Origin of the sequence: Niveispirillum sp. (genome assembly GCF_052437035.1) — a bacterium.
Taxonomy (GTDB): domain Bacteria; phylum Pseudomonadota; class Alphaproteobacteria; order Azospirillales; family Azospirillaceae; genus Niveispirillum.
Genome location: NZ_JBQVOH010000002.1, coordinates 326,964 through 348,950 on the forward strand (window position 1 = coordinate 326,964; position 21,987 = coordinate 348,950).

The following is a 21,987-nucleotide window of genomic DNA, read 5'->3' on the forward strand; positions in this document are numbered from 1 at the left end:
AGGACATGTTTGAGCAATACGCCGCCGATGATCTGCGGGACCTGATCGCGCAGTTCCCCCTTGCCTGGGTGACCAGCAAAGACGGGGAAGAGGCCAGTCTGTTACCCCTGGTGGGCCGGTTCGATGCGGCGGGCCAGCTGACCGAACTCATCGGCCATCTGGCGCTTGCCAATCCGCTGCGGGCGGCACTGATCCGCGATCCGCGCGCCCTGATCCTGTTCAAGGGGCCGGATGCCTATATCTCGCCATCGCATGCGGGGCGGCGGGATTGGGGCCCGACCTGGAACTATGCGCAGGCGCGGGTCTGGGCGGAGATCACCTTTGATCCGGACCTGACCGGTCCCTCCCTGGAGCTGCTTGCCGACAGGGTGGAGCATTTCCGGGAACATCCCTGGCACCCGGCGGAACTGGGTGCGCGCTATCAGCAACTGGCCCGTCACATCATCGGTTTTCGCGCCCGCGTCACCCGCGTGAAGGCGAAGTTCAAGCTGGGTCAGGATGAACGGCTGGAAACCCTGCATCATATCCTGGACAGCCATTCCGATCCTGCCCTTCTGGAATGGATGCGGCGCTTCAATCCGGGACGGCTGCCCTAACCGCGTGGTGCGGGACCGGAGGATTCGCCCGGCACCAGGGTCAGGGTCCGGTGCAGTTCGGTTTGCGTTGGCATGTCCTCAATCATGTTGATCAGCCAGGCGGTGGCCAGTTGCGCCATCTCCCCCAATGGCCGGTGGACCGTGGTCAGGGCCGGCGTCAGCATCTGGGCCAGGACGCTGCCGTCAAAGCCCACGACGGACAGGTCTTGCGGTACCGCGATCCCGCGCGCGGCGGCGGCCTTCAACACGCCGGCGGCCATGATGTCGTTGGCGGCGAAAATGGCGGTGGGCATTGGGTCCAGCGTCAACAGCCGTTCGGCGGCGGCCACGCCCGATGCAAAACCGTAATCGCCTTCCACCTCGCCGATCAGGCCGCACCCGGCCTCCATCAAGGCCGCCACGAAGCCGGCACGCCGCTCCTGCGCTGACCGCGCCGATGACGGGCCGGATACCAGCGCGATGCGGCGATGGCCCAGCCCCACTAGATGGCGTGCCACATCGGCGGCACCGGCCCGTTCGTTTGAGACAAGGAAGCCGGCGAAACCGGTCAGCGGGGTAGGCGACAGGGCGATGGCCGGCACATCCGCTGCTGCCAGCGCCTCTGGCAGGCCAGCCACTGTGGAGACGGGCGACAGTACGACGACCCCGTCGACCCGCGACCGCCCCACGAAATCCAGCACATTTTCCACCGGTCCCTGATGGCCGGCGGGGGCCGGGTGGATCACAATCTCGTACCCGCGCCGTGTTGCCTCATGCACCATGCCGCGCTGTACCGCGTCCAGGACCAAGGCGTTTTGGTCATTATGGACCATGCCGATCAGGAAGGACCGGCCCGTGGCCAGACCACGCGCCCGTGCGCTGGGCCGGAAGCCCAGGGCGGCAATCGCCTCCTCCACGCGCTCACGCGTCAGGGCATTGACCTTGGTGGACCGGTTCAGCACGCGGGATACGGTGCGGATGGAAACACCCGCCCGTTCGGCAACGTCGTTGATCGTTATATCCACAATGACGCGTTCCGCCGCTGGCTGGGGTGAATGATATTATCCTACTTATCAAACCATGCCCGCTTGGCAAGCGCTTCGCACCCCCCCTCGTCACGCCGGACCAATATCCCTATATGGATTTGCGAGGCTGCCCGATGGGTGGCGATGATCGATCCCTGACGGGCCAGGCGGACACGCGGCCCTGGAGACATGGTTTGGTTGATTTTTCGATTCTGGAACTGGGCCGCGTGCGTGAGGGCGGTAGCCGCCGCGACGCGATGGATGAGGCCCGGATACTGGGGCAGCATGCCGAACAGCAGGGCTATAAGCGCCTGTGGGTGGCCGAACATCACAATATGCCGACGGTGACGACGGCGGCGACCTCCCTGATCATCGCCCATATCGCGGCTGGTACCCACCACATCCGGGTGGGGGCGGGCGGCATCATGCTGCCCAACCATTCGCCCTATGTGATCGCCGAACAGTTCGGCACGCTGGCGACGCTGTTTCCGGACCGCATCGACCTTGGCCTGGGCCGTGCGCCGGGGACGGATCAATACACCTTGCGCGCGTTGCGTCGTGACCCGGCCAGTGCCGAGAATTTCCCCCGCGATGTGCTGGAGCTGCAGGCCTATCTGGCGCCCGCCACTCCGGGACAGCCGATTGAGGCGGTGCCGGGGTCCGGCACGGAAGTGCCACTGTGGATTCTGGGCTCCAGCCTGTTCGGGGCGCAGCTGGCCGCCGAACTGGGCCTGCCCTTTGGCTTCGCCTCCCATTTCGCCCCCGGCTCCCTGGATCAGGCCCTGGCCATCTATCGCGACCGTTTCCGGCCATCGGCGCAGCAGCAGCGGCCCCATGCGCTGGTCGGCGTCAATATCATCGCGGCGGAAAGCGACGCGGAAGCCCAGTATCTGGCAACCTCACAGCAGATGTCCTTCACGCACATGGTCAGGGGGACCCGCCGTCTGACCCAGCCGCCCATCGCCGATATTGAGACCTACTGGTCCCCGCGTGAGAAGATGCATGTTCAGCAGATGCTGGCCTGTTCCATTATCGGAGGGCCGGAGACGGTGCGCCGGGGCGTCGATGCGCTGCTGGAACGGACCCATGCCGATGAGCTGATGATCGTGTCGGATATGTTCGATTTCGGCAAAAGGCTGCGCTCGTTCGAGATTATTGCGGGCCTGATGCGCTGACACCGGTTGCTGTCTTACGACCTATCCGAAAAGACGACTGGTCAGCGCCTCACTGTTCACCGACAAAATGATCCGCATATCATGGTGTGATTTTCAGAACGTTTGAGGGATGCCTTTGCAAACCGACCTCCTTGGCAAAGTGTCAGAAACCCTGGGTTCCGCCCGCACCGTGGAACAGCTGACCCGGCCCCTGCTTGAACTGCTGGAACTGGTGACGGGTCTGGAAAGCACCTATCTGACCCATATCGATACCGGCGCCGGGATGCAGACCATCCTGTTTTCCCGCAACAGCCGGACGATGCAGATAGCCGAGGGACTGTCGGTGCCCTGGGACGACACGCTGTGCAAGCGCGCGCTGGAAGAAGGGCGGTCTTACACGGAGGATGTCGCCGCCTGCTGGGGCGATTCCGACGCGGCCAGGGCGCTGGGCATCCAGACCTATGCCAGCACGCCCGTCTATCTGGGCAGCGAGCACCTATATGGCACGCTCTGCGCCGCCAGCAGTGACCGCCAGCCCCTGACCCCGCAAGGCAAACAGGCCTTGTCGCTTTTCTCCACCCTGATCGGGCAGCAGCTGGAACGCGAACGCCTGCTGGCGGATTTGCAGAAAGCCAATGCGGCGCTGGAGACGGAGTCTGCCACCGATGCCCTGACCGGGCTGCCCAATCGCCGCTGCACCCTGGCGGAGCTGGATCGACTGTTCGCGCTGGGGCGGCGGACGGGGCAGCGGGTATTGGTCGTCTTCATCGACCTGGACGGGTTCAAAAAGATCAATGACACCCATGGCCATGATGCGGGCGATGTCTTCCTAGTGGAGGTTGGGTGCCGTCTGTCCAAGGGGCTGCGCGCGGGCGACATGCTGGGCCGGCTGGGCGGTGACGAATTTGTCGTCATCGGGCTGACGGCACCCAGCGATGGCGAAAATGACGAGGCACCGCGTCGCCGTCTGGCCCCGCTGGTTCAGGGACGCTACGATCTGGGTAAGGTGGTGATCGACTATCCCGGTGCCAGTTTCGGTGTCGTGCATGCCGACCCGCACCGGTCCAACCCGGACGAGGCGCTGCGGGAGGCGGATGCGCGCATGTATGAGAATAAGCGCAGCCGCCGCTCGTAAGTGATAGGCCCGCCCCTGACCGTTGTATTGCCATAAAGCTGTTGGCACTCTCCTTTCCGGACGTTTCGGGGAGGGGGAAAATGCCGGTGTCGAAGCGTGTCGTCCTGACGGCTATCGCGGTGCTGTCCTTGGGGGCCGTTGGCTTTGCCGGATGGCAGGCGCTGCGGCCAGCGGACAGGATGGCGGCGAAGCTGGACCCGCCACCGGTGACCGCGACACAGCCGGTGACGGCCAGGACATTGCCGCCCGCAACCCCGGATGATCGTGCCTTCCGCTTTACCCGCGTGACGACAGAGGCTGGTGGCACTGTCGCGGAGGCCTGTCTGGTCTTCAACAAGCCGTTGGACGAGACGGGTACCGTCAATTACGCCGATTATGTCGAGCTGCCGGCTGACACGCGCGCGGCCTTCCGGGTGGCGCGGGAGAAGCTGTGCCTGTCGGGCCTGACCTTCGGCACTGAGTATCAGGCCACCCTGCGCCCCGGTCTGCCGGCGGGTGCCGGCGCCGGCACGCTGGAGGCGGCGGCCACGGTGACACTGGCCCTGACCGACCGGCAGCCGGCTGTGGCGTTGGGCCAGGGCTTCATCCTGCCGCGTGAAACGGGCGACGGCCTGCCCATCACCACCGTCAATGTCGACCGGCTTGCCATCAAGCTCTACCGTGTCGGCGACCGCATGCTGGCCCGCATGCGGCAGGATTTTGTGGATGAACGCAGCTTCTACCCCTACAGCGCGAAGGAGGTGGAGCAGGATGAGGGGCGGCTGGTCTGGCAGGGCGAAGTGACCGTGACGGGTCCGCGCAACAGTGCCGTCACCACCCTGTTCCCCCTGGCCGATGCCATCGGCGAGACCGAACCCGGTGCTTACCTGCTGGTAGCCAGCAACCCCGATGCCCCGCGCCAGGACGGGGAGGATAATTACTATTATTCCGACGATTACCGGCCCCAGGCCGGGCAATGGGTGGTGCAGTCCGACCTGGGCCTGACCAGCTTCCGAGGCGCGGATGGCCTGACCCTTTCGGTGCGATCCCTGTCCAGCGCCAAGCCCGTCGGCGGCGTGCGCCTGTCCTTGATCGCCCGCAACAATGATGTGCTGGCAGAGGCGAAAAGCGACGGCAAGGGGCTTTTCCATTTCGATGCCGGGCTGCTGCGCGGCGAGGGCGGTCTGGCGCCCGTCATGGTCATGGCCTATCGCGAAGATGGCGATTTCAACTTCCTGGACCTGCGCCGGCCCGGTTTCGATCTGTCCGACCGAGGTGTGGAGGGACGCCAGCCGTCGGCGGCGGCGGATGCTTTCCTTTATACCGAACGCGGCATCTACCGTCCCGGGGAGACGGTGGAACTGACCACCCTGCTGCGCGATCCGCAGGCCCTGGCCCTGCCGGGCCGGCGTCTAACCATCAAGCTGAAGCGGCCCGACGGCAAGGAGCATCAGCGGTTCGAGATGGCTGATGACGGCGGTGCGGCGGGCCACCTGTCCATCACCCTGCCGGCCAGTGCCAACCGGGGGCAGTGGGAAGCGGCGGCCCATGCCGATCCTGCTGGCCCCGCCATCGGATCGGTACGCTTCCAGGTGCAGGATTTCGTGCCGCAGCGTCTTGACGTTGCCATCGACAACAAGCCGGCCCGGCTGGCCCCAGGTGAGGCGGTGGTCCTGAATGTCAGTGCCCGGTTCCTCTATGGTGCCCCCGGTGCCGCCCTGGCCGGTGAGGCGCGGCTGACGCTGGAGCCGGACCCGGCCCCGTTCCCCCGCCACAAGGGTTATCAATGGGGAACCCCGGCGGACAGTTTCGATGTGGAGCCGGTGGACCTGACGGTGGCGGAGACGGATGCGGCGGGTAAGGCGCAGGTGACGGGTACGGTCCCGGCGCAGGTGCCGGGGACAAGGCCGCTGCGCGCCGACATCTATGTCGCCATCCGGGAACCGGGTGGGCGGGCGACCGCCGAACATGTCTATGTGCCTGTCCTCGTCACGCCGCTGTCCATCGGCATCCGCCCGCAGTTTCACGACGCGGTGCCGGAGGGCGCCAAGGCGGGGTTTGAGGTCATTGCCGTCGATGCCGATGGCAACCCGGTTGCCGCCAAGGGCCTGTCCTGGCGTTTGATCAAGGATACCTCCACCTGGCAATGGTTCCGCAGCGGGGGAAGTTGGAAATATCAGCGGGTGCCGCGTGAGAAGCTGGTGGCCAGCGGAACAATCGATATCGCCGCCGACAAACCGTCGGTCCTGTCGCAGGCCGTGACCTGGGGCGGATACCGGCTGATTGTGGCCGATAGCGCCAGTCCGGCAGCCACGTCCGTCGCCTTCTCCAGCGGCTGGTATGGCGAAAGCGGGCCGGACCGCCCCGACCGCCTGAAACTGGCTGCCGACCGTGCCGGCTATGCCCCCGGCGACACAGCCCGCCTGCGCATCGACAGCGAGGTGGCGGGGGAGGCGCTGCTGGTCATCGCCAATGAGACAGTGCATGAGACGCGCAGCATCGCCGTGCCGGCGGGCGGTGCCGATGTCGATGTGAAGGTCGGGGCGGATTGGGGGCCGGGCGCCTATGCGCTGGTCACCCTCTACCGTCCGCTGAACGCCTCTCTGGGCCATGCGCCGGTGCGGGCCGTCGGGGTTGCCTGGCTGGGCATGGATGCGGCCCGCCGCACGCTGGATATTGCCATCGCCGCCCCGGATAGGGTGCTGCCGCGCCAGACCATCACGGTGCCTGTGGCCGTGAAGGGAGCGGGGGCCAAGGCGCATGTCACCCTGGCTGCCGTCGATCAGGGCATTCTGGGCCTGACCCGCTTTGCCACGCCCAAGCCGCAGGATTACTTCCTGGCTAAGCGGCAATTGGGCGTGTCGATGCGCGATGATTATGGCCGCCTGATCCGGGCGCAGGCCCAGGGTGATGACCAGGGCGGCGACGGGTTCGGCGGGCGCGGGCTGGACGTGGTGCCGACCCGCACCGTGGCCCTGTTTTCCGGCATCGTGGCGCTGGATGCGGCGGGCAAGGCCGATATTCCCCTGACCATCCCGGATTTTCAGGGCGAGCTGCGCCTGATGGCCGTCGCCTGGGACACGGACAAGCTGGGGTCGGCGGAAAGGCGGATGACGGTCCGCGATCCCGTAGTGGCGGAGGTGATCCTGCCCCGCTTCCTGTCCCCGTCGGACAAGGGCCGTGCGACCGTCCTGATCCATAATGTCGAAGGGGCCGCGGGTTCCTACCGGCTGGCCCTGGGCGCCAAGGGCGCTGTCGCCGGTGGCGAGGCGGCGCGGTCCGTCACCCTGGCACAGGGGGAGCGGCAGGTCTTCACCGTACCGCTGGATGCGACCGAAGCCGGCATCGGCACCGTCACCCTGTCGGTGGCTGGGCCGGGCGGGTTCCAGGTGGAACGGTCCTGGCCCATCCAGGTGCGTCCGCCGCAACTGCCCGTCACGCGGGAGATGGTGGCGACCCTGGCGCCGGGGGAGAATGCCGTCCTGCCCGCCGACCTCCTGACCGGGCTGGTGCCGGGGACGGAGGCGGTGTCGCTGTCTATCTCCCGCTGGCAGGGTATTGACGTGCCGGGCATGCTGCGCTGGCTGGACCGGTACCCCTTCGGCTGTCTGGAACAGACGGTCAGCCGGGCCATGCCCCTGCTCTGGTTCAACGATCTGGCCCTGCTGGCCGGCACGAAGCAGGACAAGGCCATTGCCGACCGGGTGCAGGACAGTATCGACCGCGTCCTGTCCATGCAGGACCCGGAAGGGGGCTTCCGCATGTGGGGCCAGTATGATGACGCTGCCGATCCCTGGCTGTCGGTCTTTGCCATGGACTTCCTGGAACTGGCCTCCGACCAGGGCTTTGTGATCCCGGCGGATGCGCTGACGCTGGGCCGGCAATGGCTGGGCGATGCGTCCAGCCGATCCTATCCGCCGGCAGTGCGGGCCTATGCCGCCTGGGTTCTGGCCCGCAAGGGCAAGGCCAATGTCGGCGACCTGCGCTATTTCCATGACAGCAAGATGCCCGAACAGGCCCTGGCCGCCGCCCATCTGGGCGCAGCGTTGGATGCCGTGGGTGAGCGGGCGCGGGCGGGCCAATCCTTTGATGCCGCCCGCGAGAAGCTGGCCGACTGGGCCGCGAAGGAGGCGGAGGAGGATGCAGCGCGGGAAATGGCGCGGCGGACGGGCAAGCGCCCCAAGCTGCCGGTCCGCACCGACACCTATGGCAGCCGCCTGCGCGACACCTATGCCATCGCCAGCCTGATGGCGGCGGGCGGGCGCGGTGTGGCGATCCCCGCCCTGCTGGACACCGCACAGGTCCTGGATACCCGCGCGGAGGAGACGAACACCCAGGAAAAGGCCTGGATCCTGCGTGCCGCTGCCGGGCTGGCCCCGAAGGGCGCGAAGCTGGCCGTCAGCCTGGACGGGGCTAGCGTCGGCACCGGCGATCCGGTATCGGCCAGCATCGCCCCGGACCGGCTGCGCGCCGGCCTGACGCTGGCCAACCAGGGCGATACCGGGCTTTATCGCACCCTGTCGGTGGAAGGCGTGCCGGTGGACCCGGTGCCGGCGGTGGAGGCCGGGATCGCCCTGCGCAAGAGCCTCTATACCGCCGACGGGCAGCCGGTCGATCCGGGCAGCATCAAGCAGAATGACCGCATCATCGTGGTGGTGGAGGGCAATGCCGGCATGGCGGCCGTTCCCGGCGACTATGCCATCCTGGACCTGCTGCCCGCCGGGTTGGAGATCGAGGGCGTGATCAAGCCGGAACAGGCCGGCTATGGCTGGTTGGGCGCGCTGTCCGGTACCAACATTGCCGAGGGGCGTGACGACCGGTTTGTGGCGGCCCTGTCCCTGCCCGCCAACCGGGAGGGGACACAGGGTGCCGCCGGCATTTCCGGCTTCAAGATCGATCCCCGTTGGGGCTTCCGGGTGGCCTATGCCGTCCGCGCCGTGACGCCGGGGTCCTTTGCCCTGCCGGCGGTGGCGGCGGAGCATATGTATGTGCCCAAGGTGAAGGCCCGGACGGCGATGGGCCGGATTGAGGTGGCGGAGTGATCAACGGGCGCCGGCGGCGGGTGCTGGCGGCGGTCCTGCTGGCCCTGACCGGGCTGGCGGTGGCTGCCGACCTGGCCCTGCCGCCCGATATGGGCCGCTGGGACGGGCGGTCGGCGGAGGTGCTGGACAGCGAAGGCCGGCTGCTGCGTGCCTTTCCAACGGCGGAGGGGGCATGGCGGCTGGCGGCCGACTCTGCCCGCGTCGACCCGCTTTACCGCGCCATGCTGCTGGCCGTGGAGGATCGCCGCCATGGCTGGCATCCCGGTGTTGATCCGCTGGCCATCGTGCGGGCGGTGGGTCAGGCGGTGAGGCATGGGCGGGTCATTTCCGGCGCCTCCACCCTGACCATGCAGGCGGCCCGCCTGCTCTCGCCGCAGCCGCGCACCCTGTCGGCCAAGGTCACGGAAGGGCTGCGGGCCTTGCAGTTGCGCCGCCGGCTGGGCGGGGACGGCGTGCTGTCGCTCTATATGAGCCTTGCGCCTTTTGGTGGGCCGCTGGAGGGGGTAAGGGCGGCCTCGCTGGCCTGGTTCGGGCGGGAGCCGGACCGGCTGACCCCGGCGCAGGCGGCCTTGCTGGTGGCGCTGCCGCAATCACCGGAAAGGCTGCGGCCTGACCGGTACCCGGACGCGGCGAAGGCGGCGCGGACCAAGGTTCTGGACCGGGCCGTGGCGGCGGGCCTGATCGCGGCGGATGTGGCGGCGGCGGCCAATTCCGAGCCGCTGCCCACCACCATGCTGCCCCTGCCCATGCTGGCCCCGCATCTGGCCGAACGGCTGGTGGCAGGTGTCGGTCCGGGGTCCATCATCCGCACCGGTGTGCGGTCCGACCTGCAACGCGCGCTGGAGGCCGTGGGCCGGGCGGAACAGGCGCGGATGGAGGCGGGGGGCGACCTGTCCGTCCTGGTCATCGCCAACCAGGACCGCCGTGTCCTGGCCCATCTGGGCAGCGGAGACTGGCGCGTGCGGCAGCTGGACCTGTCACGGGCCGTGCGGTCGCCGGGATCGGCGCTGAAACCCTTTATCTATGCCCTGGCCTTCGATGATCTGTCCCTGCATCCCGGCACCCTGATCGATGATGCCCCGCAGCGGTTCGGGGATTGGCTGCCGCGTAATTTCGATGACGGCTTTCACGGCGTGGTGACAGCGCGCGACGCCCTGCAACGCTCCCTCAACATCCCCGCCGTGCGGGTGCTGGAACGGGTGGGGCCGGCGCGGCTGGCGGCACTGTTAACCATTTCGGGAGCGGAACTATCCTTGCCACCGGCGGCAGAGCCGGGATTGCCATTGGCCCTGGGCGGTGTCGGCATCCGGCTGACCGACCTTGCCATGCTCTATTCCGCGCTAGGTGATGACGGCGTCACCAGACCGTTACGGTACCGGATTGATATGCCGGAGGCCCCCGCCAGTGGCCGGCTGGTCGGGGCTGCGGCGGCGCGGGCGGTTCTGGCCGTGCTGCGCGACAGTCCCGTTCCCGATGGTCTGGCCGGGGGGCAGGGGATTGCCGGGCGACGGCGGGTGGCGTTCAAGACCGGTACCTCCTTTGGCTTTCGCGACGCCTGGACCGTCGGTGTTTCCACCGATTACACCGTGGCCGTCTGGGTTGGGCGTGCCGATGGCGCGCCCCGGCCCGGAGCGGCGGGACGGCAGGCGGCGGCCCCGTTGCTGTTCCGGGTGTTCGACCTGCTGCCCCCCGACGGGCCGACAAGGCCGGTGCCGGAACCCGACCATGCGCTGCTTCGTACCACGCCGCCGCCGGGTCTGGCCCGGCTGGATGGCGGCGGGCCGGTGGCGGCGACGCAGCGTGGCGAACGATTGCGCATCCTGTTCCCGCCCGACGGGGCGGAGGTGGAAGCGCTGGCCGATGGCGTCTCCCTGTCGGCGGCGGGCGGACGGCCACCTTACCGCTGGGTCGCGGATAATGTGCCGCTGCCCGATGACAGCCGGTTCTGGCGCCCGACCGGCCCCGGCTTTTCCCGCCTGACCGTCATGGACAGCACCGGCCAGCGCGCCAGCGCTGCCATCCGGGTGCAGGTGCCGGGGCCGCCGGAAAATTAACCCTGTGAAACATTGTTGAACATGGTGTCGGCGATGTTCCGAAAGCCGCGGGTCGTAGCACGGATTATGGCTTCGCCTAATCCGCGCTACGCAACCAAGTGAAACACAAAATCGATGTGCGTTTCAGGAGCGCATGGCACTCCAACTCCGAAAGCCATGCGCTCCGAATTCATGCAGTCACAATCCTGGCGTTGATGCGGACAGCATAACAGGAACCGCGCGGAAAGTCAGCATTCCGGGATGTTCACGGCCAGCCCGCCCAGGGATGTTTCCTTGTAATGTTCGCTCATATCGGCGCCGGTGCGGCGCATGGTTTCGATGACGCGGTCGAGCGAGACATGGTGGGAGCCATCGCCCATCATGGCCAAGCGGGCGGCGTCCACTGCCTTGATGGCGCCCATGGCGTTGCGTTCGATGCAGGGGATTTGCACCAGGCCGCCGATCGGATCACAGGTCAGGCCCAGATTATGTTCCATCCCGATCTCGGCGGCGTTCTCGATCTGCGCCGCTGTGCCGCCCAGCGCCGCAACCAAGGCACCGGCGGCCATGGAACAGGCGACGCCCACCTCCCCCTGGCACCCGACCTCGGCGGCGGAGATGCTGGCATTGCGCTTGTACAGGCCGCCGATGGCGGCGGCGGTCAGCAGGAAGCGGTGGCGGCCCTCCCGGCTGCCATTGCAGAACCGGTCATAATAGCGCAGCACCGCCGGCACCACGCCCGCCGCGCCATTGGTGGGTGCCGTCACCACCTTGCCCCCGGCGGCATTTTCCTCATTCACGGCCAGGGCCCAGAGGTTGATCCAGTCCAGCACCGACAGGGGATCGGTTAGCATGCGTTCCTGACGCGCCACCAGATCGCGGTGCAGGCGCCCGGCCCGGCGCTTCACCTTCAACCCACCGGGCAGCAAGCCGTCCTGGCGCATGCCACGGTCGGTGCAGGCCTCCATCGCGGCCCAGATGGCGTCCAGGCCAGCGCGCACGTCGGCTTCCGGCTTTGACGCGCATTCATTGGCCAGGATGATGTCGGGGATCGACAGGCCCGTCGTCGCCGCGATGGACAGCAGGCCATCGGCGGTTTCGTAATAATGCGGGGGCGGGGTGGGGCCGTCGCTGCCGCCATCGCCCTGGTTCTGCCGCGCCTCATCCTCGTCCAGGACAAAGCCGCCACCGATGGAATAATAGGTGCGCGCGGCCACCAGCGTGCCATCGGCATCAAAGGCGCGCAGCAGCATGCCGTTGGGGTGGAAGGGCAGGCGTTCTGATCCGCGCCATTCGATATCGCGTTCGGGGTCGAAGGTGATCTCCTTCACGCCGCCCAGGGCCAAGCGATGATTATCGGTCACCGACCGGACCAGCGCCTCTGCCGCGTCGGGATCGACGCTGGCCGGCTGATACCCAGCCAGACCCGTGATGGCGGCACTGTCGGTGGCATGTCCGCGTCCCGTCAGGGCCAGCGAGGCATAGAGCGTGACGCTCACCCGCTCCGTATGGGCCAGCCACCCGGTTTCCGCCAGCCGGGCGGTGAAACGGAAGGCGGCCGTCATGGGGCCCATGGTGTGCGAGCTGCTGGGCCCCACGCCGATCTTGAACAGGTCGAAGACGCTGATGGTCATGATGGATCATTCCGGGGGATGGGCGTACAGGTCCGAGCGGCCGACAACATGTGAGCCGGTCGGTACAGGGCACGCTGAAGATCGGTTCAAGATGAGGTGCTGAGCCTTTCCATCGCCAGGGCTTCCAGCTCCGGCGACAGGGGGTACATGTGCTTATATTGTACTATCTGTTTGCATATCAGGGAGATACGACTGTCCATCGAGGGGATGGTCAACGCCTTCATCAAGGGCTGATTGAACGGTTCGACTTTCGCCAACTGAAACTCGAACGCGATGCTGACCCGTGGTTCAGTTGCGCGCGGTGAGCTGCGCGCACCCCAATGCAACACTGCCTGATTCCAGCAAAAGACATCTCCCGCTGTGGCGGGCAGCGCCCGGATATCCGGCAGGTGAGGCGCCCATTGCCATTCATTGTCCGTGTGATAGGTCTTGTCCCGGTCCGCCGGCAGCACATACATGCAGCCGTTCAACGGATTGGCATTCGACAATGGCAGCCAGATCGTGAGGCTTTTCGGTGTGCCATCAGGGAACAGGGATCGCTGGCCCTTGTCCCGATGCGGCGACCATCCCGCCTCGCCTGCCCGCGGATCGACATGCCAGGCCCAGAAGTCCGGCAACAACATGTAGTCATCGCCGAGTATGGCCTTTATCAGATGATGCAGCCTCGCGAAGATTACCCAAAATTCGTCGTAAGCATAGGCAAAGACCGGCGATAATCCTCGATCTTTCAGATGACCCACCGCATTGCGCATGGCTTCGATCGACAATCGCCATGGAATGGGACCAGGCAAATGGAAATACCCTTCGCGCACAACCAGTTCCCGTGCCTTACGAGCCAAATCGGCGCCGATATTGAAAGGAGTGGTGGCATTGATGAACGGCAGGTCCATCACATGCAGGTCTGGATTGATTGCGAGCCAGAAATCCGGCGTCACAAGATCCTGTGCGGTCAACGGGCTGTTCAGTACCGCAACGTTCATCGTGTCATTCTTTCCTCATAAGCCACCGCTCGTCCGATGCGGCGCCCGGTATGCACGCAACATAGAATAACGGCCTTATTTTTGGAAAGTAGTCGCCGGGTCCGGCGTCCAGGCGGGCATATAAAACAGGCGACAGGCATGGCTTCCCTCTCCCACCGCTTGGGTGGATGGTGCATGCCCCATCCGTATCTGGGCCTGAGAGTTTCGCCATCGGTGCGGCATGCGCCGGCGGCTTTCTCCTTCGGCGGGGCGGGGTGGCATTGCCATCCCGCCCACTCTTCGGATGTCATCGGCCCCATGCGGTTCGGGTGCCTGAGAGATTCCGGGGCGGTTGCTCCTTCGGCGGCGGCTTTATCCGCGCTCTCCCGCATGGGTGTGGGCATGATCTGGCCTGACTGCCCCCTCCGGGTCAAGTGGTTCCGTCAGGGGATCGTTTGGCGCCCTGCGGTCCCTGTTTAACCACCAGGAGAAGGGCATATGACCATGTTGCCTTGACGAAGCGACCGGTCACGGTTGTACTGGCTTCCATACTGGAAACAGGGTTAACGGGGGTGCTGTATGGAGGGGATCAGCAAACTGGCCGGTGAGGAACGGGCCGCCGCCTTCTGGGGACCGGACCCGATGCCACCGGTCAGTCCAAAAACCCTGGATGTCCTGTTCCTGCATCCCAAGACCCTTGTCGATAGTTGGCCCATCCCCGTCGATACACTGGGCGAGATGGTGAAAATGCCCAGCGCCGTCTATCCCATCCTGGTTTCCTCCATCGCCGACCTGTCCATCGATTACGAGATTTTCGACGGCTATGTGGCGCGCGATACCTTCGCCGCCTATAAGCGCCGGCTGGCCAAGCCCGACATCATCTGCGTCAGCGTGATGACATCGCTGAAGGCCATGGATACGGAAATGACCATCCGTCTGGCCCGCGAACTGAACCCCAAGGTCAAGATCATCCTGGGCGGCAACCATGCCAGCGCCTGGCCCGAACGCTGGCTGGCGCTGGGGGCGGATTACATCGTGGTGAAGGAGGGGGAAATCCCCTTCCGCCGTCTGATCCAGCATCTGACGGGCTGGCAGGTGGACTTGGTTGATGTGCCGAACCTGTGGTGGAAGAATGCGGATGGGGCAGCACAGAAATCCAACGCGCAACTGCCCCTGATCGACATCAACAAGGCACCGGTGCCGGATTGGAGCCGGTTCGATTTCGCCCCCTATGGCATGGGCATGACCAAGGGCTTTGCAGCCGCCGTCGAAATCTCCCGCGGCTGTCCGCAGCGCTGCGACTTCTGCAATATCAACAAGTTCTGGGACTATAAGCAGCGCTACAAGTCGGTGGAGCGGGTGCTGGAGGAACTGACGGCCCTGCATGCCAAGGGAGTGCGGGAATTCATCTTCACCGATGATAATTTCGGCGGCGATCATCGCCACACGATCAAGCTTCTGGAAGGCATGGTGGAGCGGGGGCTGGACATGCGCTGGGGCAGCTTCCTGCGCGGTGATACGGTGACCAAGACGCCGGGGTTCGAGGTGCTGGCGGCCAAGGCCGGCCTGCGCTTCTGCATGATGGGCATTGAGAGCCTGGACCCGGCCTGGCTGAAATCCCACCGCAAGGGCGTGCGCGCGTCTGACGTGGTCGGTATGTACTCGGATGTCTATAAGCGGCTGAACAGCCAGGGCATCTATGTCGTCGGTCTGTTCATCTCCCCGCCGCAGGGTGAACGCACCGACTTTTCCGGCACCGGGGCCTGCGGTGTCGTCTGTGATTACCATTACTCGGCCAACCTGATCGCCCAGAAGGGCAGCCTGCTCTATGACGAGTATCTGGCGCGCAATGCCGTGGGCAAGGACATGTTCTATCATGACTGGAACCTGTCCAGCATCGTGTTGAACGACGGGCGCGTGCAGAAGAACCAGAAATCGTTGTGGGATGAGGTGAAGGAGGCCTTCACCGGCTATGGCATGCGCTCCGCCCTGTTTGGATCGCGCTTTGCCCGGCGCTTCCGCTGGCGTCCCATCTTTGTGGTGGGTGAACGCATGCTGTGTACGACGCCGGGCGACCTGAAACGCTGGCGGTTGGCGCGGGACAAGAGCTTAGGCTTGCAGGAGCGGCAGGACCGCATTCTGGAAACGGCGCTGGGGGATGAGAAAATCCAAAGGCTGGCCAAGCGGCGGTTCTGGATCAGCCCGCTTAGCCTGCGCACGGGCCTGTGGCGGGGGCGGGCGAAGCGGGCTAGGCTGCCCCCATCCATCTGACCTACGGAAGATCATCGCCATGACCTTCGAAAAGCTGCGGTTTGAGCGTGAGGGGCCGGTGGCGTTGATCACGCTCAACCGGCCGGAGGCCCAGAATGCCATTGACCGGGCGCTGAACGCCGAACTGCATGCGGTGTGGGAGCAGTTTGCCCGCGATGACGGGCTGGATGTCGCGGTGCTGACGGGGGCGGGCAGGGCCTTTTGTGCGGGGGCCGATCTGGCCGATTACATCCCGCAATTCCTGGATGGCGACATGCTGACGGTGCGCGCCAATGTGCCCACGGGTCTGGGCGGCATCACGCGGGGGCAGCACCGTCTGGCCAAGCCGGTGATTGGGGCCGTCAATGGCTGGGCGCTGGCGGGCGGGTTCGAACTGGCGCTGGCCTGCGATATCCGCATTGCGGCGGAAGGGGCGAAGTTCGGGTCCTATGAAATCCATCGCGGCTTCCATCATGGCGATGGCGGCATCGTGCGCATGGTGCAAAGCATCGGGGTGGCGCGGACCATGGATATCGTCCTGACAGGCCGCGATGTGACGGCGGCGGAAGCGCTTTCCATCGGCCTGATCAGCCAGGTGGTGGCACCGGAGATGCTGCTGCCCACGGCGATGGAACTGGCGGGCCGTATCGCTTCCAAAAGCCAGGTGGCCATCCGGTCGGCCAAGGAGACCATCCTGGAAGTCGCGGGCCGCACCCTGGATGATGCGCTGCGGCTGGAGGCGCTGTATGGCTATTCCAGCGGGGATGTGCGGGAAGTGAAGCGCGAGTTGGAGCAGTTTTTCGCTAAGTCCCGTGTCAGCAAGACTTAACCTGTCCATTCTTTGATAGCGGGCTATGCCATCCTGTCTTGCAACCTTTGACATGTCATGTTCTGATACATCCAATGATATGACAGACCGGGATAAGGTCGGGGTGGAACGGGCATGGCGCCGTCGGAATCGCCGCTGAAACTGTCGGACGAGATACAGCGCGATACGCGCACCATCCTGTTTCGCGGCACCTATGGCGCCGACAGCCAGCCCGTGCGGGTGCGGGTGCCGGCCCTGCGGCAGGCCCGCGATATCGCAGCCATCCACCGTGAACATGACATGCTGGCCCGGTTCGGATCGGCCCGCATTGATGCGGTTCTGGCCCTGACCGAATCTGCGCATGGGCCGACCCTGGTGCTGGCCGACCGGTCGGAGACCTGTCTGGGCGACCTGATCCCTGTGGGCGGCATGCCGCTCGACCGGTTTCTGCCGCTGGCCCATGACATGGCCGTCGCGGTGGAGGAGGTGCATGCCGGCGACATGGTACACCGCGATATCCGGCCCGCCAGTTTCTGGGTGGCGGATGCCGACGGGTCCGTCCGGCTTGGCAATTTCTGCCGCGCCTCCCTGGTCCCGAACGAGGCGGCGCTGGGCCTGGGGGCCGGGCGGCTGGATGGTGATCTGCGCTATCTGTCGCCCGAACAGACGGGGCGCATGAACCGCGTCGTTGATTACCGCAGCGATCTCTATTCGCTGGGGCTGTGTTTTTACGAGATGCTGACGGGGCAACTGCCCTTCAATGCCGGCGATGCGGTCGGCTGGGTCCATTGCCATATCGCGCGGGAACCACGGCCCATCCGCGATCTGCGCCCCGACCTTGCCGAGCCGCTGGCCGATCTGGTCATGCGTCTGCTGGCCAAGGCGGCGGAGCAGCGGTACCAGCAGGCGGCCACCCTGAAATCGGACCTGGCGACCGCCATGCTGGAATGGCGGGCCACGGGCCGGATCATCCGGTTCCAACCGTCACGTGGCGACCGCCCGCGACAGCTGGTCCTGCCGCAGCGTCTGTTCGGGCGCGACCAGGAGGTGGGGCAACTGGTCGGCGCGTTTGAGCGGACCTGTGAGGGGGATGTCGAACTGCTGGCCGTGGCCGGCGGATCGGGCATCGGCAAATCGGTGCTGGTGCGCGAGGTGCAGCGGCCCCTGACAGCGCGGCGCGGCTATTATGCCGAGGGCAAGTTCGACCAGCTGCGCCGCGACGTGCCCTTTCTGGCCCTGATCCAGCCCTTGCGCGATCTGGTCAAACAGGTGCTGACCGAACCGCCGGAGGTGCTGGCCCATTGGGCGGCGCGGCTGTCGCGGGCGCTGGGCCGCAATGCCGCCGTGCTGGCGCAGGCGCTGCCGGAACTGGAACTGGTGCTGGGTCCGCAGGGGACGCCGCAACCGCTGCCGCCCATCCAGGCGCAGAACCGGTTTCAGCAGACGGTATCGGCCTTCCTTCTGGAATTTGCCGGGGCGGAGCATCCGCTGGTCCTGTTCCTGGACGATCTGCAATGGGCCGATGTGGCCTCGCTGAAGCTGCTGGAAAGCCTGCTGGTTGATCCGGAGGCGCATCACCTTCTGGTGATCGGGGCCTTCCGGGATCAGGAGGTGGATGGCGGCCACCCGCTGACCCGCATGCTGGATCTGGTCGGGCGCAGCATCAATGTCACCACCATCGTGCCGCAACCGCTAGGCAGCGACCATGTCCGCGCCTGGTTGGCTGAGGCGCTGGGTAGCGACGATGCGGAATTGGGGCAACTGGCCACCCTGCTGACGGCAAAAAGCGGGGGGAACCCGTTCTTCCTGGGACAGTTGCTGACGGCGCTGGCCGCCGCCCATGTCATCCGGTTTGATGCGCAGGCCGGATGCTGGCGGGGGGATGTGGCGGCGGTGGAACGGGCCAGCCTGCCGGACGACGTGGCCGATCTGTTGGCCGCTCGGCTGGGCCTGTTGCCCGATCAGACGCAGGATGTGCTGCGGCTGGCCGCCTGCATCGGCAACCGGTTCGAACTGGGCCTGCTGGCCACCATTTGCCGGCTGTCGACGGAATTGTGCCTGACAAGGCTGGAACCGGCGCTGCACGATGGTTATTGCGTGCTGGTGGAGGATGAGGGCGGGGCGGCCAGCATCTACCGCTTCACCCATGACCGGCTGCACAAGGCGGCCTATCTGCTGACGCCGGAGGCCGAGCGGGCGCGGGTGCATCTGGAACTGGGCCGGCGGCTGCGCGATGATGCGGCACTGGCGGCCCGCCTGCCGTTCGAGGTGGTGCGCCACCTGAATCTGGGCAGCGACCTGATCACCCAGGGGGAGGAGCGGCGGGGGCTGGCGCTGCTGAACTATGGTGCCGCCATCAAGGCCCGCGCCTCGGCGGCGTTCGACATTTCCCACGGCCTGTTCCGCATGGCCATGGCCCAGTTGCCGGATGGCGATGCGGACGCGCGCTGGCGCCTGTGGATGGATGCGGCGGAAGGTGCCTATCTGGCCCAGGATTTCGAGGGCTTTGAGGCGTTGCGGGCCCAGTTGGAGACCATGGCGCCCGACAATCTGCGCCGGGCGGAGCTGTGTGAACTGGTGGTGCTGGCCAATGAGGCGCGGAACAGTTTCAACGAGGCGCTGACGGCGGCCATCCAGGGCTTGCGGCTTCTGAACCTGCCCCTGTCGGCGGACAATGCCAAGCGCGACACGCTGCGCCTGATCGCCACGCTGTTCTGGCGGATGGGCCGGCGCAGTGCGGATGAGCTGGCGGCACTGCCGGCGATGGATGATCCGCGCATGTTGCAGGTGATGCGCCTGCTGGCATCGGCCATCCGCACCGCCTATTCCCTGGCCTCGCCCTTGCTGCCCATCCTGTCACTAACGGGCGTGCTGCTGTCGCTGAAACATGGGATGACGGCGCATGCCACCAACTGCTTCACGGGCAGCGCCGTCATCTTCATCGGCGCGCTGAACGATATCGCGCGCGGCAGCCGCCTGGGCGAGGTGGCGATGCGGCTGGGGGAGCGGTTCGGCACTGTGGTGCATGTTCCCAATCATGTGGTGGTGGTGCAGCATTGGACAGCACCGGTGCGCGACATGGCGGTGCTGGCCGGTGAGGTGTCAAAGGACCTGCTGGCCAACGGCTTTTACGACCGGGCCGGCCTGTGCGCCATGGCGGAGATGACCTGTCATACCGTCAGCCGCGTCAGCCTGGAGATGGAACTGAAATCTACGCAGGCGGCCATGGCCTTTGCCATGCGCCGCAATCTGCGCCTGATCGCGGAGACGGCACGCAATCCGCTGCTGCTAATCGAACGGCTGCGGCGGCCCGAACTGGGGGGCTTGAGTGAAATTCTGGCCTATGAGGGCACCGCCGATAGCCGCACCGGTGAGGTGGCCTTCAAGATTCGCCAGCTTTATGCCCTGCTGGTCTTCGACCGGGCGGATCTGGCCCGCACCCTGGCGGCGGAGGTGCGGCACGACCTGCGCTCCGTCCTGGGGTCGGCCTGGGTGGCGCCATTTCACTGGTATGAGGCGTTGGCCTTGCTGGATGGTCTGGCCAGTGGCGCCAGCTGGCTGGATAAGGCGGCGGCCCTGAAACGGGTCAGGACCAACCTGAAACTGCTGCGGCGCTGGACGCGGCACGCGCCCATGAACCATGCCCACCGTGTCCGTCTTCTGGAGGCGGAACTGGCGGCGCTGATACCGGAAAGGGACGGGGTGTCGGCCAAGGCGGTCGCTGGTTTCGCGGATGCCGTCGATCTGGCCCTGGCGGAAGGGTTCGTAGGGGATGCTGCCCTGGCCGCCGAACGGCATGGCCGTGCCTTGCTGCGCCTTGGCCGCGAACGGCAGGCAGCATCCCAGATGCGCGAGGCCTGGCTGCTCTATCGCCGCTATGGCGCTTTGGGCAAGGCTGCACAGTTGGCCGGGGAGTTCCCCGACGCGCTGGAAGGACTGTCTGCGGAGGGCGGAGGGGACGAGACCGTTGGGCAGCAGGCGCTGGACGTGTCCACCGTCACCAAGACGGGGCAGGCCATCGCGGGCGAGCTGGTGCTGCACCGGCTGACGGGCCGGGTGCTGGACCTGGCCATGGAGAATGCCGGTGCCCGCTATGCGGCGCTGACCTTGACCCAGGATCAGGGCCGTATCCTGGCCGCCGAACGCTGCCTGGGGGATGGGCATGCGGAGGAGGGGCCGGTGGCGGTCGGGGTGCGGCTGCCGGAACCGCTGCTGCTCTATGTTGAACGCACATTGGAAACCGTGCTGATCGAGGATGCGCGGGTGCAGACCCGGTTCCCCAGCCATCGCCGCTGGGACCGGGCCGGCGCGGTATCGGTACTGGGCGTGCCTGTGGTGCATCAGGGCCGTTGCATTGGGGTTCTGTATCTGGAAAACGACCTGACGGCAGGCGCGTTCACGGCGGACCGGGTGGAGCTTTTGCGCGTGCTGGCGGCGCAGGCGGCCATCGCCATCGCCAATGCCCGTCTGTTCGATGAGCTGGACCGCGCCCGCACGGCGCTCCAAGAATATAATACCCGCCTGGAACAGGTCGTGTCCGACCGCACTGCCGATCTGGCCCGCCGCTCCGCCGCCCTGGAACAGTCGCTGGCCGAGTTGCGGGCCACCCAGGCGCAGTTGGTGCAGAAGGAAAAGCTGGCCTCGTTGGGTGGTCTGGTGGCCGGTGTCGCGCATGAGATCAACACGCCGCTGGGCGTGGCGCTGACGGGTGCCAGCTTCATGGAGGAGAAGGTCACAGACCTGATCGGCCAGATCGCCGACAAGCGCCTGACCCGTACCAGCCTGGACGAGTTCATCGAGGATGTGGGCGACACGGCCCGCACCGTCGTCAACAATCTGCGTCGGTCAGCCGATCTGGTGCAGAGCTTCAAACAGGTGGCGGTCAGCCAGTCTGACGAGCAACAGGAAGACCTGGATGTGGCGCAATATCTGCGCGAAATCCTGCCCAGCATCGAACTGCTGCTGCGGGGCCGCCCCATCCGGCTTGAAACCGCACTGGAGGATGGGCTGTTCCGCCGTGCATCGCCCGGCGCCATCGCCCGTAGCGTCACGCATCTGGTGCAGAATGCCGTGATGCATGCGTTCGACGATGTGAAAGACGCTGAAATCCGGCTGGAGCTGAAACGCGACGGGACGGATATCCTGCTGCGGGTCACCGACAATGGTCAGGGTATGGACGATGCTGTTCGGGAGCAGGCCTTCAACCCGTTTTTCACCACCCGCCGCAATATCGGCGCGGCGGGCCTGGGTCTGCATATCGTGCATAACCTGGTGACAGGGACATTGGGCGGGACCGTCGAACTCTTGACCGCACCCGGTAAGGGGACCGTTGTCACCCTTCGCCTGCCCTTGGTCGCATAAGGGGAAATTTTTTCCATTCATTCTCCTCCAGA

Annotated in this window: 11 protein-coding genes and 1 riboswitch; of the genes, 8 read left to right on the forward strand and 3 right to left on the reverse strand. The window is 66.1% G+C overall.

The genetic code is table 11. The features are described 5' to 3' along the window. Positions 1-5 precede the first annotated feature (5 nt). Positions 6-596, forward strand: coding sequence for an FMN-binding negative transcriptional regulator (locus tag ACT6Q8_RS06655; protein WP_444734960.1), 591 nt, complete (start codon positions 6-8; stop codon positions 594-596). Here ACT6Q8_RS06655 and ACT6Q8_RS06660 read toward each other — a convergent pair. After that, positions 593-1,600 (reverse strand): LacI family DNA-binding transcriptional regulator, encoded by a 1,008-nt coding sequence (locus tag ACT6Q8_RS06660; protein WP_444734961.1) that lies wholly within the window; start codon positions 1,598-1,600, stop codon positions 593-595. The genes ACT6Q8_RS06655 and ACT6Q8_RS06660 overlap by 4 nt on opposite strands. Positions 1,601-1,794: 194 nt before the next feature. Here ACT6Q8_RS06660 and ACT6Q8_RS06665 point away from each other — a divergent pair, with 194 nt between their 5' ends. The 4 genes from ACT6Q8_RS06665 (at position 1,795) to pbpC (ending at position 10,964) form a co-directional block, all read left to right on the forward strand. Then, positions 1,795-2,775 carry an LLM class flavin-dependent oxidoreductase gene (locus ACT6Q8_RS06665; protein ID WP_444739357.1) on the forward strand — a complete coding sequence of 327 codons (981 nt, stop codon included), beginning with the start codon at positions 1,795-1,797 and terminating at the stop codon, positions 2,773-2,775. Positions 2,776-2,884: 109 nt separating this feature from the next. Further along, on the forward strand, positions 2,885-3,889 hold the full coding sequence (locus ACT6Q8_RS06670) for a sensor domain-containing diguanylate cyclase (protein WP_054166152.1): 1,005 nt from the start codon (positions 2,885-2,887) through the stop codon (positions 3,887-3,889). An 80-nt stretch (positions 3,890-3,969) separates the two neighbouring features. After that, the gene (locus ACT6Q8_RS06675; RefSeq protein WP_444734571.1) at positions 3,970-8,910 is read left to right on the forward strand and encodes an alpha-2-macroglobulin family protein; all 4,941 of its coding nucleotides are present in this window, start codon (positions 3,970-3,972) and stop codon (positions 8,908-8,910) included. Next, the gene (gene pbpC, locus ACT6Q8_RS06680) at positions 8,907-10,964 is read left to right on the forward strand and encodes a penicillin-binding protein 1C (RefSeq protein WP_444734572.1); all 2,058 of its coding nucleotides are present in this window, start codon (positions 8,907-8,909) and stop codon (positions 10,962-10,964) included. The genes ACT6Q8_RS06675 and pbpC overlap by 4 nt, the downstream gene beginning before the upstream one ends. A gap of 227 nt (positions 10,965-11,191) precedes the next feature. On the opposite strand, the gene ACT6Q8_RS06685 is transcribed toward pbpC, so the two are convergent. Both ACT6Q8_RS06685 and ACT6Q8_RS06690 read right to left on the reverse strand, forming a co-directional pair. Beyond that, positions 11,192-12,577 carry an L-serine ammonia-lyase gene (locus ACT6Q8_RS06685; protein ID WP_054166150.1) on the reverse strand — a complete coding sequence of 462 codons (1,386 nt, stop codon included), beginning with the start codon at positions 12,575-12,577 and terminating at the stop codon, positions 11,192-11,194. 86 nt (positions 12,578-12,663) lie between these two features. Continuing rightward, entirely contained in the window at positions 12,664-13,557 is an 894-nt protein-coding gene (locus tag ACT6Q8_RS06690; RefSeq protein ID WP_444734573.1) for a phytanoyl-CoA dioxygenase family protein, read from the reverse strand. Between the two features lie 290 nt (positions 13,558-13,847). After that, positions 13,848-13,935: riboswitch (glycine riboswitch) on the reverse strand. 180 nt (positions 13,936-14,115) lie between these two features. Between ACT6Q8_RS06690 and ACT6Q8_RS06695 the strand changes: the two genes are divergently transcribed. The 3 genes from ACT6Q8_RS06695 to ACT6Q8_RS06705 all read left to right on the forward strand — a co-directional run bounded on the left by ACT6Q8_RS06695 (position 14,116) and on the right by ACT6Q8_RS06705 (position 21,955). After that, positions 14,116-15,807 (forward strand): B12-binding domain-containing radical SAM protein, encoded by a 1,692-nt coding sequence (locus ACT6Q8_RS06695; protein ID WP_444734574.1) that lies wholly within the window; start codon positions 14,116-14,118, stop codon positions 15,805-15,807. Positions 15,808-15,826: 19 nt separating this feature from the next. Then, the gene (locus ACT6Q8_RS06700; RefSeq protein ID WP_054166147.1) at positions 15,827-16,615 is read left to right on the forward strand and encodes an enoyl-CoA hydratase/isomerase family protein; all 789 of its coding nucleotides are present in this window, start codon (positions 15,827-15,829) and stop codon (positions 16,613-16,615) included. A 114-nt stretch (positions 16,616-16,729) separates the two neighbouring features. Beyond that, positions 16,730-21,955, forward strand: coding sequence for a trifunctional serine/threonine-protein kinase/ATP-binding protein/sensor histidine kinase (locus tag ACT6Q8_RS06705; protein WP_444734575.1), 5,226 nt, complete (start codon positions 16,730-16,732; stop codon positions 21,953-21,955). Positions 21,956-21,987: the final 32 nt, after the last annotated feature.